Source organism: Robertmurraya korlensis NBRC 107688 (assembly GCF_001591645.1).
GTDB lineage: Bacteria > Bacillota > Bacilli > Bacillales > Cytobacillaceae > Robertmurraya_A.
Genome location: NZ_BCVH01000010.1, coordinates 93,881 through 105,591 on the forward strand (window position 1 = coordinate 93,881; position 11,711 = coordinate 105,591).

At 38.9% G+C, this 11,711-nt stretch carries 13 protein-coding genes; 12 read left to right on the forward strand and 1 reads right to left on the reverse strand.

Features of this window, described 5'->3' with window-relative positions:
- Positions 1–41: 41 nt before the first annotated feature.
- Positions 42–1,019: an ABC transporter substrate-binding protein gene (locus BKO01S_RS14470; RefSeq protein WP_066055311.1), complete on the reverse strand. Its 978-nt coding sequence runs from the start codon at positions 1,017–1,019 to the stop codon at positions 42–44.
- A 241-nt stretch (positions 1,020–1,260) separates the two neighbouring features.
- On the opposite strand from BKO01S_RS14470, the gene BKO01S_RS14475 reads away from it, so the two are divergent.
- The 12 genes from BKO01S_RS14475 (at position 1,261) to BKO01S_RS14530 (ending at position 11,508) form a co-directional block, all read left to right on the forward strand.
- Complete coding sequence (locus BKO01S_RS14475) at positions 1,261–2,265, forward strand: FecCD family ABC transporter permease (protein WP_066055315.1); 1,005 nt, start codon at positions 1,261–1,263, stop codon at positions 2,263–2,265.
- A complete protein-coding gene (locus tag BKO01S_RS14480) occupies positions 2,262–3,317 on the forward strand; it encodes a FecCD family ABC transporter permease (RefSeq protein WP_066055318.1) in 1,056 nt (351 codons plus the stop codon). The genes BKO01S_RS14475 and BKO01S_RS14480 overlap by 4 nt, the downstream gene beginning before the upstream one ends.
- A gap of 25 nt (positions 3,318–3,342) precedes the next feature.
- On the forward strand, positions 3,343–4,164 hold the full coding sequence (locus BKO01S_RS14485; RefSeq protein ID WP_066055561.1) for an ABC transporter ATP-binding protein: 822 nt from the start codon (positions 3,343–3,345) through the stop codon (positions 4,162–4,164).
- Entirely contained in the window at positions 4,157–4,954 is a 798-nt protein-coding gene (locus tag BKO01S_RS14490; RefSeq protein ID WP_066055321.1) for an IucA/IucC family C-terminal-domain containing protein, read from the forward strand. The genes BKO01S_RS14485 and BKO01S_RS14490 overlap by 8 nt, the downstream gene beginning before the upstream one ends.
- Entirely contained in the window at positions 4,951–5,199 is a 249-nt protein-coding gene (locus tag BKO01S_RS14495) for a YusU family protein (protein ID WP_066055324.1), read from the forward strand. Before BKO01S_RS14490 ends, BKO01S_RS14495 begins: the two co-directional genes overlap by 4 nt.
- A 159-nt stretch (positions 5,200–5,358) precedes the next feature.
- Positions 5,359–6,276, forward strand: a complete 918-nt coding sequence (locus BKO01S_RS14500; RefSeq protein WP_066055327.1) for a proline dehydrogenase family protein — start codon at positions 5,359–5,361, stop codon at positions 6,274–6,276.
- 283 nt (positions 6,277–6,559) lie between these two features.
- Complete coding sequence (locus tag BKO01S_RS14505; RefSeq protein ID WP_066055330.1) at positions 6,560–6,985, forward strand: transcriptional regulator GutM; 426 nt, start codon at positions 6,560–6,562, stop codon at positions 6,983–6,985.
- Between the two features lie 15 nt (positions 6,986–7,000).
- On the forward strand, positions 7,001–7,531 hold the full coding sequence (srlA, locus tag BKO01S_RS14510; RefSeq protein ID WP_066055333.1) for a PTS glucitol/sorbitol transporter subunit IIC: 531 nt from the start codon (positions 7,001–7,003) through the stop codon (positions 7,529–7,531).
- Between the two features lie 16 nt (positions 7,532–7,547).
- Positions 7,548–8,567, forward strand: coding sequence for a PTS glucitol/sorbitol transporter subunit IIB (srlE, locus tag BKO01S_RS14515; protein WP_066055337.1), 1,020 nt, complete (start codon positions 7,548–7,550; stop codon positions 8,565–8,567).
- Between the two features lie 48 nt (positions 8,568–8,615).
- Positions 8,616–9,554: a sugar-binding transcriptional regulator gene (locus tag BKO01S_RS14520; RefSeq protein WP_232311245.1), complete on the forward strand. Its 939-nt coding sequence runs from the start codon at positions 8,616–8,618 to the stop codon at positions 9,552–9,554.
- 286 nt (positions 9,555–9,840) lie between these two features.
- Complete coding sequence (locus BKO01S_RS14525; RefSeq protein ID WP_066055342.1) at positions 9,841–11,118, forward strand: NAD(P)H-dependent oxidoreductase; 1,278 nt, start codon at positions 9,841–9,843, stop codon at positions 11,116–11,118.
- A gap of 33 nt (positions 11,119–11,151) precedes the next feature.
- Positions 11,152–11,508, forward strand: a complete 357-nt coding sequence (locus BKO01S_RS14530) for a PTS glucitol/sorbitol transporter subunit IIA (protein ID WP_066055345.1) — start codon at positions 11,152–11,154, stop codon at positions 11,506–11,508.
- Positions 11,509–11,711 lie beyond the last annotated feature (203 nt).

The window sequence follows — 11,711 nt, forward strand, 5'->3', positions numbered from 1 at the left end:
AAATCTGAGCGAGTCATCTATATCAAATTTAGGAAGTTAACTTATTTTAAGAAATACTTTTCGATATCATCAAGCATCAGATTCGCTGCGACAACTCCACCAGCTGTATTCCAGATGGCATCGTCGATTTTATGGACGTTTCCTTGCTTGGCTACTTCAAGGTTTTTGAAAAGTGGATCTTCAATCCATTCCTTCTCGACTTGACTTGCAGCACCGTCACCAGTTTCATAGGTGAAATAGAATAGAATGTCTCCATCCATCAATGGTATCTGTTCTTTTGTAGCACCTTTAATCGCAAATTCATTTACATTTTGACTATCGGGACGTGCAAAACCTAATTGGTCTAGAACGACTCCAGAGAATGAATCTTTTTGATAAATACGAACATCAGCAGCTAGGAAACGAACAATTGATACCTTCTTTTGAAGTTGATCACCAAGCTCTGTTTTTAAGTCTGCAACACGAGTATCATAATCAGAAATCACTTTGTTTCCTTCTTCTACTTTATTTAACGCTTTTGCGTAAAGCTCAAAGTTTTCCTTCCAGTCTCCTCGTAATGTTTCAGAGAATACAGTAGGAGCAATGGCACTTAATTGATCGTAGATTGATTCTTGACGCATTTTGTTTCCGATAATTAAGTCGGGTTGTAGTGCAGCAATGGCTTCAAGGTTTACCTGAGTATCTGTTTCAAACCCTACCACTTGAACATCCTTCATGTCCTCAGCAATATGCTCATACCAAGGATCTCCATTTGCTGTCCAAGATTGAACCGCTCCAGCAGGTGTTACTCCTAATGCTAATAAGGCTTCTGTTCCTTCATTTGTTAAGATAACAACCTTTTTAGGTGTATCAGGTATAGTGGTTGTCCCCATTGCGTGTTCGACGGTATAGCTTGTATTTTCTGTCTTCGCATCCTCTTTATTACTTTCTGTGGATGCTTCTTCAGTGCTTCCACATGCTGCTAGAAGACTAAGAATTAAGATGGTTAACATAGTGAAAGAAAATTTAATTAGTTTCATAAGTTCCTCCTACAATGAATGTATGTAATTGTTAATGATAATCATTTTCACTTACGGTATTATCATAAAATGAATTGTAAGGGGTGTCAATAGTTAATTGAGATTTATTTTCAATTAGAAAAGATTGTAAAAAGCTGGTGTTACTTATTGAAAATGATTCTCAAAATCATTGACAGTGTGTATGGCATCCAATAGACTGAATCTTGTAAGCAGTAACAATATGTAGAAAAGGAACAGAAGGATGCTTTTAAAAAATAACTCTCAAAAAATAGTCGGTCTCATTTTTGTCATTTTATTATTTCTTTATTTAATAGGAGCAAGCATTGTATATGGATATACCGATACGTCATGGAAAATGGCATGGGAAGCGTTTCAAAACAATAATGGTACAAACGAGCATTTAGTCATAGAAACGGTTCGATTGCCAAGAGCATTAATTGCAGCGGCAGTGGGAAGTAGTCTCGCCATCGCTGGAGCTTTGATGCAAACATTAACAAATAATCCATTGGCGTCACCTAGCATTTTTGGTATCAATGCTGGGGCAGGTTTTGCTGTGGTTATAGCCGTATCGCTTTTTCAAATCAGTCATTTACAAGCCTTTGCGTGGATTGCCTTCCTCGGTGCAGCGGTTGCAGCCATCAGCGTCTATTTCATCGGGTCGCTTGGACGAGAAGGACTAACCCCAATGAAGCTAACATTGGCTGGTGCTGCCATTGCTGCGATGTTTGCCTCCTTTACACAAGGATTTCTTGTATTAAGTGAAGTGGCACTTGATCAAGTTTTGTTTTGGTTAGCTGGCTCCATTCAAGGGAGAAAACTCGAAATTCTTATTTCTGTTATCCCTTACTTTGTTGTTGGCTGGATGGGTGCATTCCTTCTAGCTTCAAAGCTTAATGTTCTATCAATGGGAGAAGATGTGGCTAAGGCACTTGGTATTCGAACCGGGTTACTAAAAATCGGAATTGGTTTAATTGTCATTTTGTTAGCAGGAGGGGCAGTTGCAGTTGCTGGTCCTGTCGGGTTTATAGGGATTGTTATTCCTCATATAACAAGAAGCATTGTTGGAATTGATCATAAATGGGTCATACCTTACTCAGCATTTTTAGGAGCCATTCTTTTACTATTGGCTGATATCCTTGCACGGTACGTTATTATGCCTGAGGAAGTACCAGTCGGCGTGATGACAGCAATTATAGGGACTCCTTTCTTTATCTATATTGCTAGAAGGGGGTTTAACGCAAAGTGAAGCAATATCAAAATCTTCGATGGTTTCAAGAGAAAGTGTCTATATTAATAGACAGAAAAGCGAGCTTTGTGATGCTTTGCTTGCTATTAGTAACAATGGCTGTTTTTATTTTTAGCACCGGTTTAGGTGAGATGAAAATCAATCCTCTCACTGTCGTCTCCGTTTTCTTTGGAGGCGGAACAGAGATGGAAAAGCTCGTGATTCAATCCTTTCGACTGCCAAGGATCATTGTCGCTTTAGTCGTCGGAATGTCTCTGGCTGTAGCTGGGGGCATTTTACAGGGAATGATCAGAAATCCTCTTGCGTCACCTGATGTTCTCGGAATTACTGGAGGAGCTTCAACAGCGGTTGTGTTATTTCTAGCACTCTTTAGTAATGAAAGCAATGCGTTAACCGTTAGTATTCAATGGATGCCACTTGCGGCTTTTATCGGATCAGCTGTTGCAGGCTTACTTGTCTATCTGTTTGCGTGGAAAAACGGGGTGTCTCCGATTCGCCTTGTATTAATAGGAATAGGTCTGTCAGCACTTTTTCAAGCGCTAACTACGATGATGATGCTCATGGGTCCTATTTACCGAGCAAGCCAAGCAAATATTTGGATTACAGGTACGGTCCATGGCTCGACTTGGGCAAATGTATTTACGATTGTACCATGGGCTTTCGCTCTTATGTTGGTTAGCTTTTTTATGGCTAGAAAAGTGAATGTACTCGGATTAGGCGATGATGTAGCTACTAGTGTAGGAACTTCTGTGCAAAAACTAAGATTTGTGTTGCTGCTCATAAGTACAGCTTTAATAGGATGTTCTGTTGCCTTTGCCGGAGGAATTGGGTTTGTTGGACTAATGGCCCCTCATATGGCTCGTCGTCTAGTGGGCTCTGTTTATGGAGCGTTACTTCCGGTTTCTGCTTTAATTGGTGCAATTTTAGTCATGGTGGCCGATTTGATTGGACGAACGTTGTTCTCTCCATTAGAGATACCTGCAGGCGTGTTTACAGCTGGTATCGGTGCGCCGTACTTTATTTATCTTCTTTTTAAAACAAGAAATACATAATGATAGGGAAGGAGTGCAAATAATGATGAAAAAAGCCATCGAAACAAAACAATTAACGCTATCATATGGTGACTCGATTATTATAGATGATTTGGATTTGAACATACCTAAAGGTGAAATCACTGTATTCATAGGCGGAAATGGGTGTGGAAAGTCAACCCTCTTACGCTCTATTGCTCGTTTATTAAAGCCAAAAAGCGGGGAAATTGTATTAAATGGAAAGGAGATTGCAAAGATGTCCTCGAAGGATGTCGCAAAGCAAATGGCTGTATTGCCACAAGGACCAGTTGCACCTGAAGGGTTGACCGTGCTTCAGCTTGTAAAACAAGGAAGATATCCTTATCAAACGTGGCTGAAACAATGGTCAAGTGAGGATGAAGAAAAGGTCTATACGGCACTTGAAGCAACCGGATTGCTAGAACTAAAGGAACGGCCGGTTGATTCTCTTTCAGGTGGTCAACGTCAAAGAGCATGGATTGCGATGACATTAGCTCAAGATACAGACTTTATTCTTCTTGATGAACCAACTACCTACTTAGACATGACACATCAAATTGACATCCTTGATCTATTATTTGAACTAAATGAAAGGGAAAATCGCACGATTGTGATGGTGTTACATGACTTGAATTTAGCGTGTCGTTACGCACATAATATCGTGGCAGTAAAGGACAAGAAAATAGCTGCGATGGGCAAGCCAGAGGACGTAGTGACAAGAGGTCTTGTGAAAACGGTATTCGGAATGGATTGTGAAATTTCGATTGATCCATTATTTGGAACCCCACTTTGTATCCCTTATGGAAAAGGAAGAACCGTATTTAAACAGGCAGGAGCGGTCAATGGATAACCTTTTTTCAGAAAAAGAATTAAATCAACTGAAGAATTACCGATTTACATTGGAAAAAGTCCATGAGGAATCTGATTTATCGATTACGTTACATGAGCTTCTTCAAAAAAATCAGCTTCGACCTTTTTTAAGTCGTGTTTCCGAACATATCCAATCTCCTAATATAAAAGTTACAGCATCTATGTTTATTAAAAGATACGCCTTTTTAGCAGCTATTTATTTGTATGCAATGACCGCTTTTAACAAACGATTTCATATAGATCTTGAGGATATGCATCTTCAAACAGATGAACAAGATCCGATTTGGCTTCCTACGTTCTATTTTTCAAAGTGGAGTCTAAGTGAACCTTCTGGTGATAGAGAACAATGGAGGGATGAAGCAATTGCTGACTTTTTCTCCAGTATCATAACTCCAGTTGTGGAGAGTGTAAAAACCGAGTCAAGACAATCCAAGCTGGTGTTATGGGAAAATATTTCGATTTATATCTTTTGGTTATATGAGTCGGTATTATCTGAATATGAGGATGAAGAGGTTCGAAAGCGTTCAAAGGAGGATTTACACTTCATTGCACAACAGGCACCTGGCTCATTGTTTGGAAGTTATCACGAAAATCCCATTAAACGGCATTTTCATGAAAAACGCTATATTCCTGATCTTGGTGAAGAAGTTCGTGTACGAACAACCTGCTGCTTCTTTTATGCCTTAACAGGAACCACGGACCGTTGTAAAATCTGTCCACAAACTTGTAATCAACCCAAAAAGGTACGTAAGAACGGAGGGAACAAGTGAGCAATCATCTTGATGAAAAAATCAATGGATTACTAACAAAATATACTGAATTGCTACTAGGTGAATCAGAGACTGACCAAGTGGAAAAAGTGAAGGCATGGATTCTATATTCTCACATGAGCAAATCCATGCCAGCTCTTGTCAAGCATTGGAATGATACGTATCCTGATGCCAAAGAAGACATAAAGCAAACCATTAACGAAATAAAAGAATTAAACGAAGCACATAGACAAGCAAAAAAATAAAACCGAGTCCACTGGCTCGGTTTTTTCATGGGGAAATCTCGTGTGATTCCTTCCCAACATCGTATAAATAAACCAATTGAAATGATAAAATGGCAGTATAAAACACTTAGCTATTCCTATTCATATAATATAGTAAACGCTTACAGGAGGGAAGTCAAAATGGAACAACTGATGAGAGATTTCTTTTTATTCCTTTCTAAAAATAAAGCATTAACCAAACTGGCAAAGAGATATGGATTACGCTTCGGTGCATCACGTTTTGTTGCTGGTGAAACGATCGAACTCGCAACAAAAGTCATTCAGGAGCTCAATAAAAATGGTTTATTAGTCACGATCGATTATTTAGGGGAATTTGTAGATAATGAAAAAGAGGCAAATGAAATGGCAGATAACTCGATTATTGCCATAGAAGCCATTGGAAGAGAAAAGCTTCAATCCCAGCTATCATTAAAAATGACATCAATGGGATTAGATATTTCGGATCAGGTCGTTCTCCATAACATGAGAAGAATATTAGAAGCGGCCAAAAAGAACGATGTGTTTGTAACGATCGATATGGAAGACTACTCGCGGGCTCAAAAAACGATTGAAATCTTTAAGCAATTAAAAAGTGAATACGACAATGTAGGAACCGTTATTCAGGCATATCTGTACCGTACAGAAAAGGATATAGTAGAGCTCAATGACTTTCATCCAAATTTACGGCTTGTGAAAGGTGCCTACAAAGAATCCCCAGAAGTTGCATACCCTGATAAAAAAGATGTTGACGTCAATTTCAAAAAAATCATTAAAATGCATATGCTAAACGGAAATTACACGGCCGTTGCTACTCACGATGATGCCATTATTGAATACACAAAACAGCTAGCCAAAAAGCATGGAATTACCAACGACCAATTCGAGTTTCAAATGCTCTACGGAATTCGCCCGGAACGCCAGGTTGAGCTCGTAAAAGATGGGTATACAATGCGAGTATACGTGCCTTATGGAACCGACTGGTACGGCTACTTCATGCGCCGCCTCGCCGAACGCCCAGCAAATGTGGCCTTTGTGCTAAAGGGAATATTAAAAAAATAAGAGAGGAACCGCCCGCCCATTTTAAGAGAGTGGGCGGTTTTTTAAATTATTAGAATTTTATATTAATAGTTATTGACAGTGATAGGTATTTTTATTATCCTTAGTTTAACAAATGTTAAACGTTGTAACAAATGTAATGATAACTTATCTGAAGTTGCGTGCTGTAACATTTGTTTCTAACTAAATGGAAAATTTTTAAATGAAAATGTAAGCGCTATTATAATGCAGGAAAGGAGGTATTTAAGAATCTAGAAAACTATGAAGTGGAAATAGGGGGGATTTTATGCAGCTTGCGATTATACTTTGTTCCATTCTCATTGTTCAATACTTATTATCATTTATCCAGATAAAACAGTACAAAAGAAACATAGATAAAATCATCAGGGATTACAAGGGGGAAGATGGTTATTTCATGTTCTCAGGGATGGAACGTGGAAAGTTCAAGCCAGGTGCAATAGCCATATTGGTTGTGGACAGTAACTATATTATTCACGAATGTCACATGTTAAAGGGGATGTCCGTTCTAACTAAGTTCAAGCCGTTAGATCAATATAAGGGCAGACATGTAGGCGAAATCGTAAGTGATGTGAATGATGTGATTCCTGAAAAAGGGAAAAGCAAACTTCCTGCCTATAGTAAGGCATTGTTACAAGCGGGTGAAAATGCTTTATTAACTATATCTAAGAACAAAGTGTCAATGGGAGTATAAAAAGGGGGTCAAACAATGGAATGGATTAAATGGTTAGGCGAGCATTTTATCGGAATGTTCCAGGCGGGCGGAGAAACATTTATGGGGCTAGTTACAGGAATTGTTCCAACACTGGTCGTACTACTAACGTTTACGTATGCCATGATGAAATTCGTCGGGGAAGAAAGAGTCACTAAAATCATTCAGTTTGCTGCAAAATATACAATCCTTCGTTACACTCTAATGCCAGTTCTATCAGTCCTCATGCTAACAAATCCAATGGCATATACTTTCGGCCGTTTCTTACCTGAAAAGCAAAAACCTGCTTTCTATGATTCAGCGGTATCTTTCGTTCATCCAGTTACAGGGTTATTTCCTTATGCCAATGCCGGTGAGTTGTTTGTCTACTTAGGAATTGCCAATGGAATTCAGGAATTAGGTTTGCCAGTAGCAGACTTAGCTGTCCGTTATTTTATCGTCGGTGTGGTTGTTATCTTAATTCGTGGAATTGTAACGGAATTAATTACGAAATATTTAGCGAAAAAAGAGGGCGCAGACTTAGCATAGAAGGGAGAGGTTGTAGATGACGACTTATCGTGGAGTATTCGTATCAAAAGGATCAGGCGGCTGGGGTGTTGGTCTATTTATTGAACCTAATGCAAAAAAGAATAAGATTGTTTCAATTACAGGAGGCGGAATTCATCCGGTTGCTGCTAGAATTGCAGAATTGACTGGTGCTGAGGCTGTTGATGGGTTTAAGGGATCCTATCCGGAAGAAGAAATGGCATGTGTTGTTATTGACTGCGGTGGTACAGCAAGGATTGGTGTATATCCGATGAAACGGATATTGACAGTTGATGTTCTTCCATCCTCTCCTTCAGGTCCACTTTCTAAATATATTACAGATGATATTTTTGTATCAGGGGTGACACCAAAAGAGGTGGCGATTGCAGAAGGCTATAGTCAGTCTGCTGGTGCACAGGAGGTAACCGATGATCCCAAATTTGATACAAAGGATAAAGAAAAGTTCAAGGAGAGTTATAAGCAATTAAAACAGGAAGTAGCTACCCAGCAAAAAGATAATATTTTACTTCGCTTTTCAAAAGGAATTGGGAACGTTACAGGAACATTTTATCAAGCTGGCCGTGATACTATGGATATCCTTATTAAAAATATCCTACCATTCATGGCATTCGTTAGTATGTTAATGGGGATTATCAACTATACTGGTGTTGGTGATTGGATCGCACAGGCATTGACTCCGCTAGCTGGTTCACTATGGGGATTGTTAGTTATTGTTATGGTTTGTACCCTACCTTTTTTATCTCCAGTTTTAGGACCTGGGGCAGTTATTGCTCAAGTTATTGGGGTATTAATAGGTACACAAATTGCATTAGGTAATATTCCGCCACAATACGCATTACCTGCGTTATTTGCTATTAACGGGCAGGTAGGCTGTGACTTTATTCCTGTTGGTTTATCTCTAGGGGAGGCGAAACCTGAAACGGTACGGTACGGAGTGCCTGCAGTATTGTACAGTCGCTTAGTCACAGGCGTTGTATCTGTTGTAATTGCCTACTTTGCAAGTTTCGGTATGTATTAAGATTTAAGGGTATATAGGGGCAGTATGATATGAAAGAAGAGGATTACTGTGGTTATTCAAGATAGAAGGATTCTAGTCAAAGTCGCACAAATGTATTATGACGAAGGTGCAACTCAGTCGGAAATTGCAGAAAAAATAGGAATCAGCCGTTCTCTTGTTTCAAAGGTGCTAACAAAGGCAAGAGAAGAGGGGATTGTTGAAATCATCATTCATGATGATCAAGTCCACCAGTTTAGGAATTTAGAACGTAAAATTGAGCGATTATACAATTTACGTGAAGTAGTTTGTATTGAAAGTGTAGGACGAGAGTCTTCGAAAAAACAACTAGGAGAAGCGACCAACGAGTACTTACAGCGGGTTATTAAGGATGGTCAAATTATTGGTATGTCGTCAGGTACGACATTAAATGAAGTGGCCAAGGCAATTAATTCAGTACAGATATTTCCATCCGTAACCGTTGTTCCATTAGTAGGTGGAATGGGGAACGAGCGGGTGGATATCCATTCCAACAGTATTGTCTCTAAAGTCGGAAGTGCGCTTCAATCCAAGTATGAGTTCCTCCATGTACCAGTAATGGTTGATACGAGGGAAGCAAAGGAAGTGTTAATTCGCCAGCCGTCCATCCGCTTCACTTTAAATCTAGCAGAGCAGTCTAATATTGCAGTGGTCGGTATTGGCGGCCGTCCTGAAGACTCTACCATGGTGAAATCCTATATGGGCTCGGACCACTTACAGATTACGAATGATCACGAAATTGTAGGTGATATTTGTTATAACTTCATCAATAAGTTTGGAAAGCCTGTAGACAACTCATGGAATGAAAGAGTGATAGCTATTGAACTAGGAAAATTGAAAGCAATTCCGTTAGTCATAGGGGTTGCTTCTGGTTTAGAAAAAGTCCAGGCTATCAAAGCAGCACTAGAGGGTGGCCTGATTCATGTGTTGATTACAGATGAAGTAACAGGAAATGCGCTGGTAGAAGGATAATTTGTCGAGCTGCACTCGAAATAGGGTGCAGCTTTTTTAAATCTCAGAGAAGAACCAAAATTTTAGTGTTTTATCTGATATATTTGAAAATTATGACTTGACTACGCTTACATAAGCATTTACACTAATATTGTGGAACAAATGATAGTAGTTGTAACAAATGTTATAAATTTAGATTAATTGTTACTGATAATAACATTTGTATATAACAGCGAAAAGTATATAAAAAATTAATAGTGTAAGAGGAATGTAAGCGTATAACTTTACCTTTTGGGAGGAATTTATCATGTCAATTTACACTAAGCTACTACAACGTGAACGTGAAAATGCACCAATTAAAGTCGGAGTAATCGGCGCAGGTCAAATGGGTTTCGGGATGATTGCACAAATTTCAAAAATCCCTGGTATGATCGTAACTGGAATTTGTGATGTAAATATTCAGGCAGCACAAAGAGCAGCTGACTTCTACCACTCACAATCTAGCAGAAAAGACGCAATGGTCGTAACTAGTGACTATCGTGAAGTTATTCAATCCAATCATGTTGAAGTGGTTGTAGATGCAACAGGTGTTCCAGAAGTAGGAGCGAACGTTTCTCTTGAGGCATTAAGATCAAAAAAACATATTGTTCTACTCAATGTAGAAGTAGATATAACAATCGGATCAATTATGTATCAAATGTTCAATAATGCTGGTTTGGTTTATTCAGGTTCTGCAGGTGATGAGCCGGCAGCTACTTTAGAATTATATGAATTTGCAAAAACGATGGGTCTAGAAGTATTGGTTGCTGGGAAAGGGAAGAATAATCCGTTCAATCCGCTATCTAATCCTGATGTAGCTGCAGCGGAAGCGAAGGCAAAGCACATGAGTGCACACATGCTTGCGGCATTCCAAGATGGAACAAAAACAATGGCTGAAATGAATCTTTTAAGTAACGCGATTGGCTTAGTGCCAGATAAAGTAGGAATGCATGGAGTATCAGCAACCGTACAAGATGTTGCTGATAAATTGGACTTAAAGGAAAATGGAGGAGTTCTAGATAGCTTTGGCGTTGTAGAATATGTAAACGGTTTAGCTCCGGGAGTATTCGTCATTGTGAAAAGTGATCTTGAACCAGTTGACGCAGAACTTCGATACTTAAAAGTTGGAAATGGACCACACTATGTATTCTATCGCCCATATCACCTAGCTAGTTTAGAAACTCCGATTACGATTGCAAAAGCAGTGTTAGAACATGATTCTTCTATTCATCCGCTAGGAGCACCAATTTCTGAAACCGTTTCTGTGGCTAAACGGGATATTAAAGCAGGTGAGACGTTAGACGGAATCGGTGGTTACAGCGTACGTGGTGTCTTAGAAACACATCTTGATATGAAAACTAACGGACATATACCAATTGGTTTAATCAGTGGGAAAGTAGTAGCGAAAAAAGATATTAAGACAGGCCAATTTTTAACACAGGATGACGTGGAACTGGATACAAATACAACCGTTTGGAAGTTACGATCTTTACAAGATCAGCTGTTTCCAACAAGCTCTGAACAACGCCCACTTGTGACATTATAATTTAGAACTAGCGAACAAAACGGGAGGATAAAGATGACGAAATCAGTAGTAAAAGAAATTGGGGTATTAGTACCAACTTTTAAAGAAGATAAAATTTTAATATTATTTGGACCACAAGCACCTAAGGAATTACGTGAAATGGCTGTCATTCATGAATTTGAAAATCTAGAAGAAGAGCCATTAAAGCAGGGAGGAACGATTCAGTTTGGTGAGGAAAGCTTTACCATTACTGCATTGGGAGACCTTGCAAACAAAAATTTCAGGGAATTAGGGCATGTTTCAATTTACTTCCAGGAACCAATGGAAGAAGTTTTGCCTGGAGCGGTGTTTGCGGCCCCTCATTCCTTCCCTAACAATATTAATGAAGGAACAGTCATTTCTTTGAAATAATTAAATAGACAAGTGTTAATAAAGAGGGAAAAGGTGGATCTGGTTTTATATAAAAACTGGCTCCCTTTTTCCCTTTAGTTTTTTATAGTACACATTAGTGAAAACGCAATCATTCCTTTTATATCAGACTTTGTACCATTGTAAAAATAATTAAAATTATTCGTTTTTCACTTGACTAAAACGGATACAGATTATATGATGTT

Excerpts from the sequence above, each read along its gene's own strand:
- BKO01S_RS14475 (WP_066055315.1), top strand. The coding sequence starts at position 1,261 with ATGCTTTTAAAAAATAACTCTCAAAAAATAGTCGGTCTCATTTTTGTC.
- srlE (WP_066055337.1), top strand. The coding sequence starts at position 7,548 with ATGACGACTTATCGTGGAGTATTCGTATCAAAAGGATCAGGCGGCTGG.
- BKO01S_RS14530 (WP_066055345.1), top strand. The coding sequence starts at position 11,152 with ATGACGAAATCAGTAGTAAAAGAAATTGGGGTATTAGTACCAACTTTT.
- BKO01S_RS14470 (WP_066055311.1), bottom strand. The coding sequence starts at position 1,019 with ATGAAACTAATTAAATTTTCTTTCACTATGTTAACCATCTTAATTCTT.
- srlA (WP_066055333.1), top strand. The coding sequence starts at position 7,001 with ATGGAATGGATTAAATGGTTAGGCGAGCATTTTATCGGAATGTTCCAG.
- BKO01S_RS14500 (WP_066055327.1), top strand. The coding sequence starts at position 5,359 with ATGGAACAACTGATGAGAGATTTCTTTTTATTCCTTTCTAAAAATAAA.
- BKO01S_RS14525 (WP_066055342.1), top strand. The coding sequence starts at position 9,841 with ATGTCAATTTACACTAAGCTACTACAACGTGAACGTGAAAATGCACCA.
- BKO01S_RS14505 (WP_066055330.1), top strand. The coding sequence starts at position 6,560 with ATGCAGCTTGCGATTATACTTTGTTCCATTCTCATTGTTCAATACTTA.
- BKO01S_RS14485 (WP_066055561.1), top strand. The coding sequence starts at position 3,343 with ATGAAAAAAGCCATCGAAACAAAACAATTAACGCTATCATATGGTGAC.
- BKO01S_RS14490 (WP_066055321.1), top strand. The coding sequence starts at position 4,157 with ATGGATAACCTTTTTTCAGAAAAAGAATTAAATCAACTGAAGAATTAC.